This window comes from Streptomyces sp. NPDC059169, from assembly GCF_042755225.1.
Taxonomy (GTDB): domain Bacteria; phylum Actinomycetota; class Actinomycetes; order Streptomycetales; family Streptomycetaceae; genus Streptomyces.
In genome coordinates this window covers 5,452-25,949 of sequence record NZ_JBHZCF010000004.1, presented here as the reverse complement: position 1 = coordinate 25,949, position 20,498 = coordinate 5,452, and the positions used below count along the sequence as shown (strand labels likewise).

Sequence of the window (20,498 nt, the reverse complement as noted above, 5' to 3'; positions counted from 1 at the left end):
ACGGTTCGAGGCTCGTGCGGCACCAAGGCACGGGCGGCGGCGACAGGTGCGCCGCGGATGCGGCTCATGTGCGGGCGGCGGCGGTCGCGCTTCGTCCCGGTGCGGCGTGCGCGGGCGTCACCGGGCCGGGGCGGCGCACCGGGTGTTCACCGGTACCCGTCGGCGAGTGCCTTGCCGGTGGCGGCGCGAACGGCTGCTTCCTGGTCCCCCGTCAGCGGGAGGCGCGGCGGGCGGGCGGGACCGGCCCGGCGTCCCGCCAGGTCCATCGACAGCTTGATCGCCTGGACGAACTCGGTCTTGGAGTCCCAGCGCAGCAGCGGGTGCAGGGACCGGTACAGCGGGAGTGCCGTGTCCAGGTCCCCCGCGACCGCGGCGCGGTAGAGGGTGGCGCAGGTCTCGGGCAGTGCGTTCGGGTAGCCGGCGATCCAGCCGACCGCCCCGGCGAGGGCGAGTTCGAGCAGGACGTCGTCGGCACCGATCAAGAGGTCCAGTTCCGGGGCGAGTTCGGCGATCTCGTACGCGCGACGGACGTCACCGCTGAACTCCTTGACGGCGACGATGCTGTTTTCGCCGTGGAGCCGGGCAAGCACGGCGGGTGTGAGGTCCACCTTGGTGTCGTACGGGTTGTTGTAGGCGACGACGGGCAGCCCGGAGCGCGCGACCTCGGCGTAGTGGGCGACCACCACGGCTTCGTCGGCACGGTAGGAGTTGGGCGGCAGGAGCAGCACGGATCCGGCGCCGGCCTCGGCCGCCTGGTCGGCCCAACGGCGGGCCTCGGTGCTGCCGTAGGCCGCTACGCCGGGCATCACCCGCTCCCCGTCGCCGGCGGCCTCGACCGCGGTGCGGACGATCCGGGCCCGCTCCTCGTCGGTGAGGGTCTGGTACTCGCCCAGGGAGCCGTTGGGGACGACGCCGTCGCAACCGTTGCCGATGAGCCATGCGACGTGGGCGGCGTAGGCGTCGTAGTCGATGGAGAGGTCGTCGCGCAGGGGCAGGGTGGTGGCCACCATGACGCCGTGCCAGGGACGCATACGGGAGGTGAGTGCCATAGGAACTCCTAGTGTGAGGTGTGACATTTTACTCAGCCGCGCGCGCCCGCCACAAGGCGACCGCCGCGGCTACGGAGGTCGGTTGCCGAGGACCCCTCACCGAACGACCCGCCGGCCTCCGGGAGACCGCCACGGGCACGGGGTGCGCTCCTTGCCTTGTTGGCGGGTTGATTCCGGTCCTTCGTACGATCGGAAGACCCGGGGGCCTGGGGGTGGCTCGGGGCGCTCATGCCGTGGTTGTGGCTTTGACTGATTGGCCGCCCAGTGCCACGCGACGACACGGCCACTCATTGGGATGAGCAAACTGAGATCGCTTCGTAAGGACACGTCGGCGTGGTCGTCTGCAGGCACCAGTCAACCGATCGACGAGGGAGGCTCGGGTGCCCGAGTTCTGGGCGGGGACGACTGCCGGCAAGGCCGCGCATCACTGCGCGGTGATCGACGCGGAGGGGACGAAGGTACTCTCGCGCCGGGTTCCCAACACCGGGCCCGAGCTCTTGGAGCTGATGGGCGACGTCCTCGCACTGGCCGAGGACAGCCCGGTGACCTGGCCGTCGACCTGAACGCCGGCGGCGGGGCTCTGCTGATCGCTCTCCCGACCAGCCACGGCCAGCAGTTGCTCTACATTCCCGGCCGCACCGTCCACCACGCCTCCCGCGGCTACCGAGGCGACAGCAAGACCGACGCGAAGGACGCCTACGTCATCGCCGACCAGGCACGGATGCGCCGGGACGTGCAGCCCGTGCAGGAATGGGACGAGATCGCGGTGGACCTGAAGATCCTCACCGCCCGCCGCTACGATCTCGCCGCTGACCGCACCCGCGCCGTCAGTCGGATGCGAGCACAGCTCCTGGAGTACTCCATCGCTCTCGAGCGGGCCTTTGACTATGCCGCCTCCGAAGCGGGGCTTGTCCTGCTAACCGGCTACCGAACACCAGCTGGTCTGCGCAGGGTCGGCCCGAGCCGGCTCGCGACCTGGCTGAAGAACGCCAAAGATCGCAAAGTCCGCGGCGCCCAGGCCATGGCCGACGCGGCCGACGCCGCGGCAAGGGCCCAGCACACCGCCGTGGCCGGGGAGAGAACTGCCGCGGCCGTGGTCAACACCTTGGCCAGGGCCGTGTTGGCTCTGGACGACGAGATAGCTGAAATCGACGCACAGATCGCAGCCCGTTTCCGTGAGCACCGCCATGCGGAAGTGGTCCTCAGCATGCCCGGCATGGACCCGTTGCTGGGGGCGGAGTTCATCGCCCGCACCGGTGGGGACATGGACGCCCTCGGCAGCTCGTCTCGCCGGCGTCGCCGGGACTCGCAACGGTCCCACGGGACTCCGGTCGCATCGGCGGCAACATTGCGTCGGCCCACACCGCCACCACCGTCGACTCCTGCGGGTCTTCTGTCTCTCCGCCCAGATCGCCGCCCGGTTCTGCCCCGCTTCGAAGACCTTCTACGACCGGAAGAGAGGCGCAGGCGAGAGTCACGAGCAGGCGATTCTCGCCCTGGCTCGCCGCCGCCTCGACGTCCTGTGGGCCCTCGTCCGCGACCAACGCCACTGGACAGCCCAGCCATCACCACCGGGCCTGACCGGCGCCGCACAACGCAGGCCGACCCGGTGAGGGTAGGTTGATCATCGGTTGGCTGGAGGCCGTGGGGAGGGGCTGCTGTGGCGGAGATCGAGGTCCCGGGGCCTGAGCCCGACTGGCAGCCGGCTGCGCAACCGCCCTACCACACCGGCAGGAACCCCGCCTACCAGTACAGCGTCTGGGAGCACTTCGCCCCGCTGTTCCGGATGATCGGAGTGCTGGCGCTGCCGGTGCAGCCCGTGGCCCGGCGGCTACGTCTGCACGTGGAGCGGTCGTGGGACGGGCTGGACGAGCTCGACGTCGTACTGTTCCGGCTGAAGGGATTCAGCTTCGCGGTCAGCAAGCACGACGGCAATCCGGTGGGCGTCTCGTATGTCTGGCTGACCGAGCCGCATGAGCACGCCGACAAGGCCCTGGACGTCCTCCTGGAGGTGGTCGGGATCGGGGAGGACGCCGTCGCATTCCGCGGAGACGCTCGCGAGGACCCAGCAGAGCGGACGGCCACGGCGCACGATGCCGGCTCTCCGGATGAAGCCACTGACGTCACCTTGCCGACTTCTCTATGGGCGAGGTTCCGGCGTGGGATCGGCAGGACCCAGTAGGCACCTCCGATGCTTGGCAACGGTCATTGGGAATCAGTCGGCTGTGTCGCACGGCCCCGGTTCGCCGTGGTCCCCCCACGCCCCCGGCGCACCGCTGGCCCCGGACGCCCCATGGACGTCCGGGGGTTCGCCAACCCCTCGGCCTCCGGGTGGACGTGGGGCCGGGAACTCGTCGGGACGCCGTGGTGCTCCCGGTGGAGCCGACGGACCGGGCTCACCGCCTGGTTGCGACGGATCGTGCAGGCCGGCCAGTTGCTTCAGGGGAACCGGGCAGGACAACGGTCGCCGGTCGGGCACCGGCTCCTGTCCGACCAGGTGCGACACGGCCGGGCCGCAGGTACGTCCCTGGCACCAGCCCATGCCGGCGCGGGTGAGGAGTTTGACCGTCCGGGCGTCGATCGTCCCGAACTCCGACACGGCCTCCCTGATCCGCCCGGCCGGCACCTCCTCGCAACGGCACACGTCCGTGGTGTCGTCCAGCCAGTCCGTCCATCCCGGCCCCGGGCGGTGGGTCGTCTCCATGGCCTGGGCGAACCTCCGCAGCCGGTCCCGGTGTGCTCCCAACGTGGCCGTTCGCCTCGCACGACGGGTGCCCGACACGTGGTGGGCTATGGAGTGGGCGGCCAGTTCGCCTTCCAGGAGGGCGAGTTGGACGCCACCGACGCCGCCTGCCTCCCCCGCGGACCACACACCGGGGACGGAGGTGCGCTGTTCACCGTCGAGGTCCAGGGCGATCGTGCCGTCGGCCGACCGCCGGACGGCGCATCCGATGCCGTCGGCGAGTTCCCGTTGCGGTACGAGCCCGAACCCGACGGCGAGGGTGTCGCAGGCGATGCGTCGTCCGCTGCCGGGCACGGGGCGCCATGAGCGGTCGAGCCTCGCGACCGTGACCGCTTCGATGCGACCCGCGCCGTGGGCGGCGACGACTGCCCGCCGGTTCAGGAGCCGCACGCCGTGCCTGACGAGCGCACCGCCGTACGCCGCGCCCTCGACGAGCTTGCCGGGACTGCCCAACAGGGCGGGCAGTCGGAGTGCGTACGCCGCGTAGTGGGCCGCCTCCACGACGGCGGGGACCCTGGCGCCTGCCGCCGAGAGCGATCCGGCGACGGCGAGCAGAAGGGGCCCGCTTCCCGCGACGACGATCCGGCGACCGGGCAGTGCGAGTCCTGACTTGAGCACGGCCTGCACACCACCGGCACCGACGACCCCGGGAAGCGTCCAGCCGGGGAACGGCAGTTGGCGTTCGTAGGCGCCGGTGGCCAGCAACACCGTACGGGCCCGCACGGTGACGGCCTGCTCGTCCGCGGCGTGTCCGGCCACGGCGTGCAGGCACCAACCGGGTGTGGCGGGGAGACTCCCGGCTCCCGGCGGCACGGGGCGGGCGTCGCCTCGTTGGTCCGGTTCGACCGGGGGACGCTCCTGCGCCGCGGAGGCCAGGTCGCCTTCGGCCTGCACCGTCCACACGTGATGGGAAGGCAGGTACAGGATGCGTCCCGCGGCCCGGTGGGCCTGCAGGCGTCGCTCGCGGTCGGCGAAGGCCCGCCAGCCGCGGTGCAGCGCCCCGGGCCTGGAGGCCCGGAGTTCGGGTGCTGGGTGCCGGTAGTACTGTCCGCCGGGCCGTTCCCCGGCGTCCAGGAGCGTGACCCGCAGGCCCAGGCCGGCGGCGGTGACGGCGGCGGCGAGGCCCGCGGGGCCGGCACCGACGACGGCGAGGTCGCAGGGCTCCGGGTGATCAGACGGCGAGGTCGTCACGACCGGTGCCCTCCTGGGTGGTGATCACGTCGCCGGATCGTGCCGGGACCACGCAGGCTCGCTGGTTGGGGCGGCCGTTGACGGTGGCGAGGCAGTCGTAGCAGGTGCCGATGCCGCAGAAGGCGCCGCGGGGTGCGCCGCTCCCGCGGGTGGTGCGCCAGGCGAGGATTCCCGCAGCCCACAGGGCGGCGGCGATGCTCTGCCCCGGGAGCGCGGTGATCGGGCGCCCGTCGAAGGTGATCCGGTGCGGGGGCCCGGGCTCGGCCCGCACCAAGGACGTCGGTGTTCTCCTCACAGCCCTGCTCCTTCCTGGTCGGGACCTCGCTCGTCGGAGGCTCGTGGATCTGCCCCCCGGTCTGCGTCGGGGTCGGCGGTCGCCGGGGCGGTGCCGTCCGTTGCGCATGCGCCCTCGAAGCGTTCCGGCTTGAACGGTCGTGGGTCCAGTGCGGGTTGCCCGCCGGTCAGGGCGCAGGTGACCAGCAGTCCGGTCGCCGGGGCGAGTCCGATGCCCGCCCCTTCGTGCCCGCACGCGTGGAACAGTCCCGGCACCCGGGGATCCGGTCCGATGGCGGGGAGGTGATCGGGCAGATAGGGACGGAAGCCGTGGTACGCGCGCATCACGCGCACCTCCGCCAGGACGGGGAAGAGCGCGACGGCCTGGCGGGCGAGCCGGTGCAGCGCCTCGACGGAGAGGCTCCGGTCGAAGCCGACGCGTTCCCGTGTTGCACCGATCAGCACCGGTCCCGCGGGCGTGCCTTCGACCACCGGGGAGGACTGGAGGGCAGCCGAACCGCTGGCGACGTCAGCGATGTAGTCGGCGGCGTACACCTTGTGGCGGACGACGCGCGGCAGGGGTTCGGTGACCAGGACGAAGCCACGGCGCGGCAGGACGGGCAGCTCGGTCCCGGCGAGCCGGGCGAGTTCGCCGCCCCAGGCGCCCGCGGCGTTGACGACGGCGGGGGCGAGGAGCCGACCGCGTGGGGTGCGCACTCCGCGGACGCGTCCGCCCGGCCCGCCGAGGATGGCGGAGACTTCCTCACCCAGCCGGACGACGGCGCCCGACGATCGGGCGGCGGCCAGTAGTCGGGCAGCCGCTTGGGCCGGTTGGACCTGGGCGTCCTGTGGGTAGTGGAAACCGCCGGACAGGCCGTGCGCGAGGTGGGGTTCGAGGTCGTGGATCCGGTCGGCGGTGACCTCGTGCGCCTCGACACCGGCCTTGCGCTGCGCTTCGGCGAAGCCGCGCAGTGCCGTGAGGGAGGTCTCGTCCGGCGCCACGACGAGACCTCCCTTGGGCTCGTACTCGGTCTGTTGCGGGAGCACGTGGGCGAGTTCGCGCCACAGCCGGGTGGACAGCAGGGCGAGGTCGAGCTCAGGCCCGGCCTCCTTGTCGGAGACGAGCAGATTCCCTTCCCCTGCACCAGTGGTGCCGCCCGCGACGGGACCCCGGTCGACGACTGCCACGGCGAGTCCGGCGCGACTCGCGTAGTAGGCGCACGCCGCGCCGACGACACCGGCGCCGACGATGACGACATCCAGGGGGCCATGAGGGCTTCTGGTGGACACCACAGTAATATGTCACATGCCACGTGGTGGGGGAAGGGAATCCGGGAACTCCACTCAGCTGCGCAGCGGACCCTCACAGCCGTAGGACGCACTGCCCGCCCGCCCGTTGGACCAGATGTCGACGGACCCGAAGGAGCAGTTCATGTCCGCGAGGTTGTTGGACGCGGTTCCGGCCCGGTCGAGGATGAAGTAGTCGACCGTCTCGGACATGTCCTTGAAGACCAGGTCCGGGTCGCCCGCGTCGGAGAGGTTGGCAGTGATGCGTCCGGTGCAGGTGAAACGCCGTTTGCCGGGTTCGCCGCTCTCCACGCAGGTGGGGTCCCCGTACGTGGCGGCGGCGAAGGACGAACGGACCGCCTCCACCGAGGCGTCCCTGAGCTTCCCGTTGGGCGTGTACGTGGTGTCGGGGACGAACAGGTCGTCGACCTTGGCGATCTGGGCGTCCAGGAAGGCGTCGTACGCGCGTTGGATCGCGGGGTCGCCGCCCATGCGGTTCCGCCAGGCGTCGAAGCCCACCGGGTCGTCGGACCGCAGGTGGCCGTACATCTCGCGCAGCAGGGAGGGGTGTTCGGTCCACAGGAACTCGAAGAACGTGCCGGCGTAGTTGTAGAACCGGAAGCCGTCCCCGTCGTAGGTGGCGTGCAGCAACTGGTTCACGGTCATCCGCGGGCCGCCACCCGCCGTGTCCCTGATGATCCCCTTGACGAGGGACTTGCGGACGGCGATGCCGTCGGCGCGGGTGGCCCCGTCGAAGAACTCCGCGGTTCCCTCGTCCATCGCCGTCGTGCGGTCGTCGGTGTACCAGGCGCCTTCACCGAAGTATCCGGGCACCGCCCAACGGCCGTTGAGGTAGTGGGTGTACTCGTGCCTGAACAGTTCTTCGAGGGTGAGCGAGGAGTCCTGCGGAACGCGGCGCTGGTAGGTGTAGAAGGTGGCACCGCGCTCGATGTAGACCCCGCCGTTCTCGGTGCCCATGCCGGTGAGGAGCGGGTGGTAGACCTCGTAGTCGGCACGGGAGGCGTACAGCACGACCGTGAGCGCGGTGTTGGTGTCCCCCGCCAGCGGCTCGTCGGTGCCGAGCACGCGGTGGAACTGCGCCTTGACCTGCTTGCTCGCGTAGTAGAGCTGGTCGACGGTGGCACGGTCGAGGGCCGTGCGCACCTTGATGGCACCGTTGTCGTAGCTGTAGGCGTACGGGAAGATCTTCCGTTCGATGTCGTCCTTGCAGACCGCGTACGGCTTGCAGGCTTGGTAGTAGTTGAGCCACGACACGAGCGAGGCCCACGGTCGGCTGCCGTTGCCGAAGTTGCCTCGGGTGACGGAGAGCAGGGCCCCCAGATCCGGGACGATCTGCGCCTTGAGCCCCTCGACCTGCCCGAAGCGACCGTACTCCCCCATGGCGTCGCGCACGACCCACTCGTTGACCGTGCCCTTGAGGTGGGTGTAGCCGGAGAACGCGCGGAAGGCGGCGCGGTACGAGGCGTTCTGCGTCACCACGTTGTGGAAGGCGGTGTCCCGGTTGCCCGGGTAGATGCCGAGGTAGTTGACGGACAGGGCGGCGAGGGCTGCGCCTCCCCACGAAGCGTCGTCGTACTGGCCCTGGTGGTACTTGTCCATCGTTGCCAGGACCTTCTTGATCAGCCCGAGCTGGCTGTGCCGCAGCCCGGCGGCGCTGCCGGTGTAGAGGGCCTCGCGGAGGGTCTCGGCGTTGGTCCGGGTGACATCGAAGGTGCGGGCCGCGGTCCCGAAGGCATTGACGGCGCGCCGGACGACTTCGATGGTCGGGGGGTCGCTGATGTCGATCTCGGGGCGCGAGAAGTCGTGGTACACGACCGCGTGGAGGTACGTGAACAGCTCCAACAGGTGCGTGCCGTTGCGACCGTCGTGCCGGGCGGCGAGCGAGGAGATCCGACGACCGACGGCCTGCACGTGGGCGTCGGACATGATCGGCGCGAGCCGGGCGTCCCAGGCCCAGATGAGGCCGCGCAGACAGCCGTCGGCGGTGACGGCGGGGTCGGCGAGGAAGTCGGCGAGCTGTTCCGGGCGGAGGCCGGTGACGCCGTCCAGGGTGCAGGGGACGCCGGCGGCGCTCCGGGCCGCCATGCGGTCGGCGGTGCCCTCGACGGCGCCCTGCCGACCGGGGGTCCGGCCCTGGACCAGGCCCCCGGGCGCCGGCGCGGGGCTGGCCACGGGCTTGGGGGCCCGGCCGAGGCGGTCGACCTCGTCCGAGGGGTTCTGCCCCCGGACGGAGCGGGGGGCCGCGGTCGGGGCGGGTGCGCCCGGCCGCGCGGCGAATGCGGCGGGGACCGTGGTGGACGCGGTGGCCGGTCCGGCGCCCTGCCCGAGGGGGGCGAGCAGGGTGGCGGCTATGGCTCCGGCGAGCAGGGGGGTACGCACGAGTCTGAGCTGGGACACCGGTGACTCCTGTGTGGGAGGTGGAAGTGAGGTGTGGCAGCGGTGCGGTCATCGCAGGGCCTCTGAAGTCCTGTGCTGTGACTGGGGATTGGCCGGACAGCAGAGCGCGATGTGACCCGTAACATAGTAATGTGAAATTGCACTGACAAGAGGTCTGCGGCAGTGTTCTCGCCGCACGCCGCACCCCACACCCGCCTTGACCGGGAGGCTCCATGGAAGAAGACCCCGTGCCCACGTCCCCCCGACTCAACACCGGCAGCCATGATCTGCCCGTATCACCGGAGTTGGCCGCTTCCATGAGCTCCGGATGGGAAGCCACTCGCCTACCCGGCGGCGTCCGGCTCCCGGCCCGGGCGGTGACCCCCGCGCGTCGGTCCCGCCTCTCCGCATGCTTCCCGGGTGAACGGCTGCTGGTGCCCGCAGGTGAGTCGACCGTCCGTTCCAACGACTGTGACCACCGCTTCCGGCCGCACAGCGCCTACGCCTGGTTGAGCGGGCTGACGGGCGAGGACCAGCCCGGCCATGTGCTGGTCATGGAGCCGTCCGGCTCGCACTCCCACGAGGCCGTGCTGTACCTGCGCCCGAGGTCGCCGCGGGGGGACGGCAACGGCAGAGGCGGGGACGGCGACTCCTTCTACCGGGACCGCCGTCACGGCGAGTTCTGGGTGGGACGACGCCCCGATCTCGCCGAAGCCGAGCAGTTGACCGGCATCCGATGCGCACACCTCGACGACCTCGCCCGGCTGCCACCGGGCCGCAATGCGGCCACCGATACCGAACTCGCCACCGTCCTCTCCGAACTCCGTCTGGTCAAGGACGCGTGGGAGGTCGAACAGGTGCAACTCGCCGTGGACCACACCACCGCGGGCTTCGAGGACGTCGTGCGGGCGTTGCCGCGCACCCTCGGCCACCCGCGCGGCGAACGCTGGATCGAGGGCGTCTTCGGGCTGCGCGCCCGCCTGGAGGGCAACGGCACCGGCTACGAGACCATCGCGGCCTCCGGTGCCCACGCCTGCGTACTGCACTGGACGCGCAACGACGGGCCCCTCGACCCGTCGGAACTGCTGCTGCTCGACGCGGGCGTCGAGACGGACACCCTCTATACCGCCGACATCACCCGCACCCTCCCGCTCTCCGGTCGCTTCTCCCCCGTGCAGCGACGGGTGTACGAACTCGTCCTCGCGGCCCAGGAGGCGGGCATCGCCGCGCTGAAGCCCGGTGCGGGCTTCCGGGACTTTCACCGGGCGGGTATGCGCGTGATCGCGGAGGGGCTGGTCGACTGGGGAGTCCTCCGGAGCGCGGACGGCGACCTGCACAGGCGGTACACCTTGTGCAGCAGCGGCCACATGCTCGGACTCGACGTGCACGACTGCGCGAAGGCCCGCGCCTCGGCCTACCTCGACGGCGTGCTGGAGGAGGGTCAGGTGCTAACCGTCGAACCCGGTCTCTACCTCCAGCCCGACGACGAGACGCTCCCCACCGAACTGCGTGGCATCGGAGTGCGCATCGAGGACGACCTGCTCATCACGGCGGACGGCGCCCAGCTCATGTCCGGAGCACTGCCGCGTACACCGGACGCCGTCGAGGAGTGGATGGGCGCCCTCGCGGGCGACTGACACAGGGCGTTGGGGACCGGCCCGCACGCGGGTCACGGTCCCCGCCGTCCCGGTTGCGACCGGGTCCCGTGCCGGACGCGCACCGCCCGGCGCGCGACGGCAGGCACACGACGGCAGGCGCGGGACGAAAGCACACGACGGCCAGGGCCTGTTGCCGAGGACCGACCGCTACGGCAGTACCGCGGTCCCGTCCAGTTCGACCAGCGCTTGCTCGTCCCACAACCGCACGGCCCCGATGACCGCCATCGCCGGGTAGTCGCGCCCCGCCAGCCGGTGCCAGACGCGGCCGAGTTCCTCGGCGTGGGCCCGGTAGTCCGCGACGTCCGTGGCGTAGACGGTGACTCTGGCGAGGTCGTGGGGGGTGCCGCCGGCCGCGGTCAGGGCTCCGAGGAGGTTGGAGAGCGCCACCTCGAACTGCTCGACGACGCCGGACCCGACCACGGCGCCGCCCGGGTCGAGTGAGGTCTGCCCGGCGAGGAACACGAGCCGCGAGCCCGTCGCGGCCACTGCGTGCGAGAAGCCGGTGGCCGGGGACAGCCCTGGTGGGTTGATGCGTTCGAGGCTCATCGCACGTCGTCCTCACGGTCGGTCGGGTCGTCGCAGTCGATTCGATACTCGCGGTCGATTCCGTCGTCATGCTCCGTCTGGTCGCCCGCGGTCCGTTCGCCGCGCTCCGATCCGGTGACGCCACCGGATCGGGCGCCCGGCGACGAGGGGCCCGTCACCCTGTCACCCGCCGCGGCGCCGCCTCCTGCGGCGCCGCGCCGCACCGGGGTACCTCCCCCACCGGATCCGGCGGGGGTGCCCCCGTGCCCCGGAGCACCCGTGCCGAGGTCCGAGGCACCCGGCGACGCGGCGCCACCGGTCGCCCCACCGGCGGCATCCGGCGGCTTCGGGCGCGCTCCGGCACGCCCGTACAACTCCTTCGCGATGATGTTGCGCTGCACCTCGCTCGCCCCCTCGTAGATCCGTGGCGCGCGGACCTCGCGGTAGAGGTGCTCCAGCAGGTGGCCTCGTTGCAGTGCCCGTGCACCGTGCAGTTGCACCGCCGTGTCGACGACGTACTGCGCTGTCTCCGTCGCGAACAGTTTCGCCATGGCCGAGCGCTGGGGGACGTCCGGCGCGCCGGAGTCGTAGGCGCAGGCCGCCGCGTACACCAACAGGCGTGCGGCCTCGGTCCTGGTGGCCATCTCGGCCACCTGGTGGGAGACGGCCTGCAGGTCCTTCAGGGGGCCGCCGAAGGCGGTCCGGCGCGCGGTGTGGGCCAGCGTCGCGTCGAGTGCCGCCTGCGCCATGCCGATCGCGAAGGCGCCGACGCTGGGGCGGAAGAGGTTGAGGGTGTTCACGGCGACGCGGAATCCCCCGCCGGGTTCGCCGAGCAGGTCGTCGCGTGTCACGGGCACCCCGTCGAACGTCAGGGAACCGATCGGGTGTGGCGAGAGCATGTCCAGTGGGGCACCGGTCAGTCCCGGCCGGTCGGCGGGGACGAGGAAGGCGGTGATGCCTCGGGCACCTGGTGCTTCGCCCGTTCGGGCGAAGACGGTGACGAAGTCGGCTTCGGGCGCGTTCGAGATCCACCGCTTCTCACCGGTCAGCCGCCAGCCGTCCGCGTGCGGCACGGCCCGGAGGGCGAGGGATGCGGCGTCCGATCCGGCGTCCGGCTCGCTGAGGGCGAAGGCGGCGACGGCCCGGCCCGCGATCACCTCGGGGAGCCAGCGGTCGCACTGCGGCCCGGTACCCGCCTGGACCAACGGATAGGCGCCGAGTCCCTGCAGGGCCAGCGCGGTCTCCGCCTCCGTGCAGCCGTGGGCGAGGGACTCGCGCAACAGGCAGAGGTCCAGCGCACCCGCCGTGAACAGGCGTTCCAGCAGGCCGAGTTCACCAAGGGAGGCGATCAGGGCCCGGTTGACGCGGCCTGGTTCGCCCTTCTCCGCGAGCGGGCGCAGCCGCTCGGCAGCCAGGTTCCGCAGTTCGACGCGCCAGGCGGTACGTACCGGGTCGAGCGAGAATTCGGGCATCCGAGCCCCCACCTCCTGAGGCCGAGTGGCCGGGGCCACCCCGGAAAAGCACGTTATCGCGATCTGTTGACTGTCGTCACCTTCACGATACGCTCGGTGCGCGACCCCACCACGACAAGGGGGCGAACATGGAGCTGACACCCTCGGCCCACCGGGACTCCTTCCCGCGCGACCACCTGCCGCCCACGGAGCAGTGGCCCCGGCTGCTCCTGGACCGACCCGGGCTGCGCTACCCCGAGCGGCTCAACTGCGGGGCGGAGCTGCTGGACGGCACGATCGGGCGGCACGGTGCGGACCGGCCCGCGTTCCGGGACGGTGCCGGCACGATCTGGACGTATAGCGAGCTGCGCAGCCGGGTCGACCGGATCGCACACGTGCTCACCGACGACCTGGGCGTGGTGCCCGGCAACCGGGTCCTGCTGCGGGGCCCGACCACTCCCTGGCTGGCCGCCTGCTGGCTCGCGGTGATGAAGGCGGGCGCAGTGGCCGTGACCGTCCTGGCCCAGCAACGTGCCGGGGAACTGGCGACGATGTGCGAGATCGCCCGGGTGGGGCACGCCCTGTGCGACGTCCGCTCGGTGGACGACCTCGTGAAGGCGGAGGTGCCGGGACTGCGGATCACGGCGTTCGGCGGGGACGCGCCGGACGACCTGCTGCGCCTCGCGGAGCCCAAGCCGTCGGTGTACGAGGCCGTGGGGACGGCGGCCGACGACGTCGCGTTGATCGCCTTCACGAGCGGGACGACGGGGCGGCCCAAGGGGTGCATGCACTTCCACCGGGACGTACTCGCCGTGGCCGACACCTTCTCCGCCGAGGTGTTGCGGCCGACGCCGGACGACGTCTTCGCGGGTAGCCCGCCGCTCGGTTTCACCTTCGGTCTCGGCGGTCTGGTGATCTTCCCGTTGCGGGCCGGCGCCTCGTCACTGCTGTTGGAGCAGGCGGGTCCGAAGCAACTGTTGCCCGCTGTCGCCGAGCACCGCGTCTCGGTGCTGTTCACGGCCCCGACGGCGTACCGCGTGATGCTCGACGAGCTGGCCGCGCACGACATCGGCTCGCTGCGCCGCTGCGTCTCCGCCGGGGAGAACCTGCCGGCGGCGACCTGGGAGGCATGGCGGGAACGGACCGGTCTGCGCATCATCAACGGCATCGGGGCGACCGAACTGCTGCACATCTTCATTTCCGCCGCCGACGGGGACATCCGGCCCGGCACGACCGGTGTCCCGGTGCCGGGGTGGGAGGCACGGGTGATCGACGGCGGCTCGGGGGAGCCGGTGCCCGACGGCGAACCCGGTCTGCTGGCCGTGCGCGGCCCGGTCGGCTGCCGCTACCTGGCCGACTCTCGGCAGAGCGGGTACGTGCGGGGCGGCTGGAACGTCACCGGCGACACGTACGTGCGTGAGCCGGACGGCTGGTTCCGCTACGTCGCCCGCGCCGACGACATGATCATTTCAGCGGGGTACAACATCGCGGGGCCCGAGGTGGAGGACACGCTGCTGGACCATCCCGATGTGGTGGAGGCGGCGGTGGTTGGCCGCCCCGACGAGCTTCGGGGTCACATCGTGGCGGCGTACGTGGTGCTGCGGGACGGTGCGGCCGGCGACAGGGCAACGGCCGAGGAACTGCGCGCCTTCGTCAGGACCCGACTGGTCCCGTACAAGTGCCCGCGGGTGGTCGTCTTCCTCGGAGCGCTCCCCCGTACGCCGACGGGGAAGCTGCAGCGGTTCCGGTTGCGGGGCCTAGAGTGATCACGTGGCAGAGCAGCACACCCCCCGTTCCCTGATCGTCACCCTGTACGGCGCGTACGGACGCGAGACGGCGGGGACGCTCGCCGTGGCGGAGCTGATCCGCCTGATGGGTGCCGTCGGCGTGGACGCACCTTCCGTGCGCTCGTCGGTCTCGCGGCTGAAGCGCCGCGGCCTGCTCGTCCCGGAGCGCACGCCCGCCGGGGCGGCCGGCTACGCCCTGTCGGCCGACGCCCGGCAGTTGCTGGACGACGGGGACGACCGCATCTACGGCCGGTCGACGCCGAAGCTGTCGGACGGTTGGGTCCTGGCGGTCTTCTCCGTGCCGGAGGCGGAGCGGCACAAGCGGCACCTGCTGCGGTCACGGCTCGGTCGTCTCGGTTTCGGCACTGCCGCCCCGGGTGTCTGGATCGCACCCGCGCGGCTCTACGAGGAGACCGCCCACACGCTGCGGCGATTGCACCTCGACCCGTACGTCGACCTCTTCCGGGGTGAGCACCTGGGCTTCGCGGTAACCGCGGAGGCCGCGGCGCGCTGGTGGGACCTGGCGGCGATCGCCAAGGAGCACGAGGAGTTCCTGGACGCCCACGGCCCGGTGCTGCGGTCGTGGGAGACGCGCCGTGACACTCCTGCACAAGACGCTTACCACGACTACCTGCTGGCCCTCGACTCGTGGCGGCGGCTGCCGTACCTGGACCCGGGGCTGCCCGAGGAGTTGCTGCCCTCCGGCTGGCCGGGGGCCCGCTCCGCGGCGGTCTTCGCGGGGCTGCACGAGCGGTTGCGGGACGCGGGGGCCGGATTCACGCGGCTCGCACCGCCGGACCGGACCACGGGCTGATCACGGGGAGCGCAGCGTGAGGCGCGGCCTGGGCCCGTCGGTCCGGCCGGTCGGTGGTTTGCGGCTGCCTGCACGGTAGGGCGCGGGCCAGGGCGCGGCGGGGCCGCCGTAGTCCTGGTCGGCGGCGGCGTGCAGGGTCCAGTGCGGATCGTGGAGGTGTGGGCGGGCCAGCGCACAGAGATCGGCTCGGCCGGCGAGGAGCAGGGAGTTGACGTCGTCCCAGGAGGAGATCGCGCCGACGGCGATGACCGGGACGTCCAGTGCGTTGCGGATCCGGTCGGCGTAGGGGGTCTGGTAGGAGCGGCCGTACTCGGGGCGTTCGTCGGGGACGACCTGGCCGGTGGAGACATCGATGGCGTCGGCGCCGTGCGCCGCGAAGGCGCGTGCGATCTCCACGGAGTCCTCCGCGGTGGTGCCGCCCGCCGCCCAGTCGGTGGCGGAGATGCGGACCGTCATCGGGCGGTCGTCGGGCCAGACGTCACGGACGGCGTCGAACACTTCGAGGGGGAAGCGCAACCGTGCGGGGAGACTTCCGCCGTATGTGTCGGTCCGGTGGTTGGTGAGCGGGGAGAGGAAGCCGGAGAGCAGGTAGCCGTGGGCGCAGTGCAGTTCGAGGAGGTCGAAACCGCAGTCGGCGGCACGGCGTGCGGCGGTGGCGAACTGTTCGCGGATCGTGCGGAGCCCGGTCTCGTCGAGCTGGTGGGGCACCTGGTTGACACCCGGCCGGTAGGGCAGTGGCGAGGCGGCGACGAGGGGCCAGTTGCCCTCGGACAGCGGCTGGTCGATGCCGTCCCACATGAGGCGGGTGGAGCCCTTGCGGCCGGAGTGGCCGAGTTGGACGCCGATGGCGGTGCCGGGTGCGGTGTCGTGCACGAACGTCGTGATGCGTCGCCACGCGTCGGCCTGCTCCGCGGTGTAGAGGCCGGTGCAGCCGGGAGTGATACGGCCTTCGGCACTGATGCACACCATTTCGGTCATCACGAGTGCGGCGCCGCCGAGGGCCCGGGAACCGAGGTGGACGAGGTGGAAGTCGCCGGGGACCCCGTCCGTGGCGGAGTACATGTCCATGGGGGAGACGACGACCCTGTTGCGCAGGGTGAGTCCGCGCAGCCGCAGGGGGGTGAACATCGGGGGTGTGCCGTCGGGGCAGCCGAAGTCCCGCTCGACGGCGCCCGTGAAGTCGGGGTCGCGCAGCCGCAGGTTGTCGTGGGTGACGCGGCGGCTGCGGGTGAGGAGGTTGAAGGCGAACTGCCGCGGGGGCTGGTCCAGGTACGTGCCCAGCTCCTCGAACCAGCGCAGGCTCGCGGCGGCGGCCCGCTGTGTGGACTCCACGACGGGCTTGCGCTCGGCCTCGTACGCGGCGAGTGCCCCGGGGAGGGTGGGGTGCTCCTCGATGCTGGCCACGAGGGCGAGGGCGTCCTCGACGGCGAGTTTGGTGCCGGATCCGATGGAGAAGTGCGCGGTGTGCGCGGCGTCGCCGAGGAGGACGACGGGGCCGTGCGACCAATGCTCGTTGACGACGGTGCGGAAGGCGGTCCAGGCGGAGTGGTTGCCGCGCAGCGGTCGGCCGCCGAGGGCTTCGGCGAAGGTCTTGGCGCAGCGCTCGGCGGACTGCTGCTCGTCGCAGTCGGCGAATCCGGCGGCGCGCCAGACCTCCTCGCGCATCTCGATGATGACGGTGGAGGCGGCGGGCCGGTCGTCGCGTCCCCTGCTCCCGCCCGACGGTCGGGAGAAGGGGTATCCGTGGAGTTGCATCACGCCGTGCTCGGTCTCGGCCGTCTCGAAGCGGAACGCGTCGAAGGCGAAGTCGGCGGCGAGCCAGATGTACCGGCAGCGGTGGGTGGTGATCCGGGGCGCGAAGGCGCTGGAGTACGCCTCCCGGGTGGGGCTGCCTGCGCCGTCGGCGGCGATGACGAGGTCGTGGGTGGTGGCGAGTTCGACGGCGGGCGGGGCCTGTTCGCGGAAGCGGAGCCGTACGTCGAGGGAGCGGCACCGGTCGTGCAGGATCTCCAGCAGTCTGCGCCTGCCCAGTGCGGCGAAGCCGTGTCCGCCGGAGGTGAGGGTGCGCCCGCGGTGGACGACGTCGATGTCGTCCCAGCGCACGAACTCGTCCTGGAGGGCCCGGTAGACGACCGGATCGGCGTGCTCGATCCCGCCGAGCGTCTCGTCGGAGAGGACGACACCGAAGCCGAAGGTGTCCTCCGGTGCGTTGCGCTCCCAGACGGTGATGTCTCGGTCCGGGTCGAGTCGTTTGAGCAGCGCGGCGGCGTACAGTCCACCGGGGCCGCCGCCGATGACGGCGATCCGCAGCGCGTGCCCCTCCGGCCGCGGTGGCGCCGCGGTGCGGGCGGCGGCGTTCGCGGACGGAGGGCGGGGGCCGGGGGCGTGCGCGGCCGGTGGGCTCGTCATCTCAGCGGCCCCGCCACTTCGGGGGGCGCTTCGCGGTGAACGCCGCATGGAACTCGGCGTAGTCCTCGCCGTTCATCAGCAGTGCCTGGGTCGCCGCGTCCAGTTCGACCGATGCCGCGAGCGGCATGTCCAACTCTGCGGTGAGTAGCGCCTTGGTCTGCGCGTACGCGAGGGCGGGGCCCTCCGCCAGCCGGCGGGCCAGGGCTTCGGCGTGCTCGTGGGCGTGGCCCTCCTCGGTCAGCTGGCTGATCAATCCGATCCGTTCGGCCTCGGGGGCCCGGACCGGCTCGCCGAGCATCAGCAGCCGGGTGGCGTGGCCGAGGCCGACGACTCGGGGCAGGAGGTACGCCGCGCCCATGTCGCCGCCGGAGAGACCCACCTTGGTGAAGAGGAACGAGAAACGGGCGGAGGGGTCGGCGACGCGGAAGTCGGCGGCCAGGGCCAGCACGGCTCCGGCTCCGGCAGCCACCCCGTGCACCGCGGCGATCACCGGGAACGGGCATTCCCGCAGGGCGCGCACGACCTGTCCGGTCATCCGGTTGAAGTCCAGGAGCTGGGCGGTGTCCATGGCGAGGGTGGCGCCGATGATGTCGTCGACGTCACCGCCCGAGCAGAAACCGCGCCCTTCGCCACCGAGCACGAGAGCCCGGACGGAGCGTTCCCGGGACAGCTCGGCGAGGAGGTCGCGCAAGTCGGCGTAGGCGCCGAAGGTGAGCGCGTTGAGCTTTTCCGGCCGGTCGAGCGTGACGGTCGCGACACCGTCCTCCCTGGTCAGTTTGATGTGGCGCCATTGCTCGGTGCGGGGCGCGGAGCTGGAGAAGGGGCTCATGGACGCGGCCTCCCTCGGCGGGCCGGCAACTACCTGCCCAACGAAGTTATCACTCTTGCGTGACTTCCGTCATGAGGACGCGATATCCCGAGGATGTCGCGACGGGTCGGGGCACGGTGTCGTGCCGGCCGGGCGCGACCTCGGTCGGGTCGCAGGCGGGGCCCCGGTCCACGGCCCGGGTCGCCGTGCGGGCCGTCGCCCGCCGGCGGGACAGTCGGCCGGCCGCGGCGGGCTTCGCTCAGAGGCCCGGCGGTGAGGGCCGGGGTCGTGCGCCGCGGGGAGCCGTCGGACCCGTGAGCACGGCCTCGCACCCGTCCCGTCCGGGACACCCGCATGGCGTCGGTTCGGCGCCGGAAGTGGGACAGGGCCCACCCCCGGGGGAAGCGGGCCCTGCCGTGGTCGCAAGCGCACCCGACCCGGGCGGCAGCGCAGCCTGGGCGGCGCGCCCGGGCCTGGGGAGCGGCGGCTCGGTTCAGGCGTTCTGCGGCTCCCGCTTGGGCTCGGCCGCGGCGTTGGCGGCGTCGACGTCCGTGACCGCGCCGCGCGCCAGCCGCGAGTTGCGGCGGCCGTAGAGCGCGTAGACGAGTACGCCGGCGATCAGGAAGACGGCGAACTGGATCCAGGTGGTCGGGCCCGTGCCCCACATCAGGTAGAGGCAGAAGAGCACGCCCAGCACCGGGCTCACCGGGAAGAGCGGCACACGGAACGAGGCCCGGGTGTCGGGGTGACGGCGGCGCAGCGCGATCACGGCGACGTTCGCCACGGCCATGACGGCGAGTGTGCCGATCGTGGTCAGGTTCATCACGACGTCGAGCGGAACGACCGCGGCCGGGACGGCGAAGACGAGCGCGACGATCCAGGTGTTGGCGACCGGTGTCGAGGTGCGCGGCGAGACCTTCTGGAAGACCTGCGGGACCAGCCCGTCACGCGACATCGACATCAGGATCCGGGTCTGTCCGTACATCACGGCGAGGACCACCGAGGCGATGGCGACGACCGCGCCGAAGGCGACCACGCCGCCGCCGACCGCGGAACCGGTGACCCGGTCGACGATGAGCGAGAGGGCCGCCGGCTTGTCGGCGACGTCGTCCGCCGACATCGCACCGATCGCGGCGAGCGCGACGGTGCAGTACAGCAGGGTGACCGCACCGATGCAGATCATGATCGCGAGCGGGATGTTGCGGCGCGGGTTCTTCACCTCTTCACCGGCGGTGGTGATCGCGTCGAAGCCGATGTAGGAGAAGAAGGCGAGCGAGGCACCGGAGGTGATGCCCGCCAGTCCGTCAGGGGCGAACGGGGAGAGGTTGTCCGACTGGTAGGCGGTGAAGGCCACGGCGCAGAAGACGACCAGCACGGCGAGTTTCACGACGGCCATGGCGGCGGTGGCCCGGGCGGACTCGCGGATGCCGCGGACCAGCAGCAGGGCGGCGAGCAACATCACGACGACGGCCGGGACGTTGACGACACCGCCCTGGCCGGGCGGGTTGGAGAGCGCGGCGGGCAGCTGGTGGCCGATGAGACTGCCGAGCAGTTCGTTGAGGTATTGGCCCCAGCCGACGGCGACGGCGGAGACCGAGATCCCGTACTCCAGCAGCAGGCACCAGCCGGTGAGGAAGGCGACGCGCTCGCCGAGGGTGGCGTAGGCGAAGGAGTAGGAGGAGCCGGAGACCGGCATCGCACTGCCCAGTTCGGCGAACGAGAAGGCGGTGAAGACGCAGGTGATCGCGGCGAGCGCGAAGGACACGACGACGGCGGGCCCCGCCTCGGAAACGCTGTCGGAAAGCCCGACGAAAATGCCGGTCCCGACGATGGCGCCGATGCCGAAGCTCACCAGCTGGAAGAGTCCCATCGTGCGCTTGAGGCCGTGGCCCTCGCGATCCGCGCCGGATTCGGCGACTAGCTGGGCAGGGCTTTTCATGCGCATGGGGTGGTTCTCTCTCAGGTCTTTCAGGGCCTTGCGGTCGTACGCACAGCGAAGTGGGGGGCGGGGGGCGGGGGACGGGGACCCACCCCACTACCCGGCAACGTACAACACACGATTACCCAAACCAACCACAGCTGCCTGGCCGGGCGACTCGACCCACA

At 71.8% G+C, this 20,498-nt stretch carries 13 protein-coding genes and 2 pseudogenes; 5 read left to right on the top strand and 10 right to left on the bottom strand.

The window, feature by feature from the left end; genetic code table 11:
* Positions 1-146 precede the first annotated feature (146 nt).
* Positions 147-1,049 (bottom strand): dihydrodipicolinate synthase family protein, encoded by a 903-nt coding sequence (locus ACFXOM_RS08680; protein ID WP_384933579.1) that lies wholly within the window; start codon positions 1,047-1,049, stop codon positions 147-149.
* A gap of 380 nt (positions 1,050-1,429) precedes the next feature.
* Here ACFXOM_RS08680 and ACFXOM_RS08675 point away from each other — a divergent pair.
* Together ACFXOM_RS08675 and ACFXOM_RS08670 are read left to right on the top strand one after the other, a co-directional pair.
* A pseudogene (locus ACFXOM_RS08675) lies at positions 1,430-2,662 on the top strand (IS110 family transposase).
* 47 nt (positions 2,663-2,709) lie between these two features.
* Positions 2,710-3,231, top strand: coding sequence for a hypothetical protein (locus ACFXOM_RS08670; RefSeq protein WP_384947574.1), 522 nt, complete (start codon positions 2,710-2,712; stop codon positions 3,229-3,231).
* Positions 3,232-3,264: 33 nt separating this feature from the next.
* Here ACFXOM_RS08670 and ACFXOM_RS08665 read toward each other — a convergent pair whose 3' ends face one another.
* From ACFXOM_RS08665 to ACFXOM_RS08650, 4 genes are read right to left on the bottom strand one after another with little or no spacing between them, the layout of a single operon-like run.
* Positions 3,265-4,983, bottom strand: a complete 1,719-nt coding sequence (locus ACFXOM_RS08665; RefSeq protein ID WP_385037446.1) for an FAD-dependent oxidoreductase — start codon at positions 4,981-4,983, stop codon at positions 3,265-3,267.
* A complete protein-coding gene (locus ACFXOM_RS08660; RefSeq protein ID WP_385037443.1) occupies positions 4,964-5,278 on the bottom strand; it encodes a (2Fe-2S)-binding protein in 315 nt (104 codons plus the stop codon). Before ACFXOM_RS08660 ends, ACFXOM_RS08665 begins: the two co-directional genes overlap by 20 nt.
* Positions 5,275-6,546 (bottom strand): NAD(P)/FAD-dependent oxidoreductase, encoded by a 1,272-nt coding sequence (locus tag ACFXOM_RS08655; protein WP_384947570.1) that lies wholly within the window; start codon positions 6,544-6,546, stop codon positions 5,275-5,277. Before ACFXOM_RS08655 ends, ACFXOM_RS08660 begins: the two co-directional genes overlap by 4 nt.
* Before the next feature lie 54 nt (positions 6,547-6,600).
* Positions 6,601-8,961, bottom strand: a complete 2,361-nt coding sequence (locus ACFXOM_RS08650) for a collagenase (protein WP_385037441.1) — start codon at positions 8,959-8,961, stop codon at positions 6,601-6,603.
* A gap of 212 nt (positions 8,962-9,173) precedes the next feature.
* Between ACFXOM_RS08650 and ACFXOM_RS08645 the strand changes: the two genes are divergently transcribed.
* Positions 9,174-10,577, top strand: coding sequence for an aminopeptidase P family protein (locus ACFXOM_RS08645; RefSeq protein ID WP_385037438.1), 1,404 nt, complete (start codon positions 9,174-9,176; stop codon positions 10,575-10,577).
* A 168-nt stretch (positions 10,578-10,745) separates the two neighbouring features.
* Here the strand turns inward: ACFXOM_RS08645 and ACFXOM_RS08640 are convergent, their stop codons facing one another.
* Both ACFXOM_RS08640 and ACFXOM_RS08635 read right to left on the bottom strand, forming a co-directional pair.
* The gene (locus ACFXOM_RS08640; protein ID WP_384933599.1) at positions 10,746-11,144 is read right to left on the bottom strand and encodes a RidA family protein; all 399 of its coding nucleotides are present in this window, start codon (positions 11,142-11,144) and stop codon (positions 10,746-10,748) included.
* Positions 11,145-11,464: 320 nt separating this feature from the next.
* Positions 11,465-12,595, bottom strand: a pseudogene (locus tag ACFXOM_RS08635) (acyl-CoA dehydrogenase family protein); the annotation flags it as partial.
* A gap of 128 nt (positions 12,596-12,723) precedes the next feature.
* Here ACFXOM_RS08635 and ACFXOM_RS08630 point away from each other — a divergent pair.
* Complete coding sequence (locus ACFXOM_RS08630) at positions 12,724-14,340, top strand: AMP-binding protein (RefSeq protein WP_385037435.1); 1,617 nt, start codon at positions 12,724-12,726, stop codon at positions 14,338-14,340.
* Between the two features lie 4 nt (positions 14,341-14,344).
* The gene (locus tag ACFXOM_RS08625) at positions 14,345-15,175 is read left to right on the top strand and encodes a PaaX family transcriptional regulator C-terminal domain-containing protein (RefSeq protein WP_384947563.1); all 831 of its coding nucleotides are present in this window, start codon (positions 14,345-14,347) and stop codon (positions 15,173-15,175) included.
* Here ACFXOM_RS08625 and ACFXOM_RS08620 read toward each other — a convergent pair whose 3' ends face one another.
* The 3 genes from ACFXOM_RS08620 to ACFXOM_RS08610 form a co-directional block, all read right to left on the bottom strand.
* Complete coding sequence (locus tag ACFXOM_RS08620) at positions 15,176-17,584, bottom strand: bifunctional salicylyl-CoA 5-hydroxylase/oxidoreductase (RefSeq protein WP_384933608.1); 2,409 nt, start codon at positions 17,582-17,584, stop codon at positions 15,176-15,178.
* Between the two features lies 1 nt (position 17,585).
* The gene (locus ACFXOM_RS08615; protein WP_384933611.1) at positions 17,586-18,413 is read right to left on the bottom strand and encodes an enoyl-CoA hydratase family protein; all 828 of its coding nucleotides are present in this window, start codon (positions 18,411-18,413) and stop codon (positions 17,586-17,588) included.
* 472 nt (positions 18,414-18,885) lie between these two features.
* Positions 18,886-20,337: an amino acid permease gene (locus ACFXOM_RS08610; RefSeq protein ID WP_385037432.1), complete on the bottom strand. Its 1,452-nt coding sequence runs from the start codon at positions 20,335-20,337 to the stop codon at positions 18,886-18,888.
* Positions 20,338-20,498: the final 161 nt, after the last annotated feature.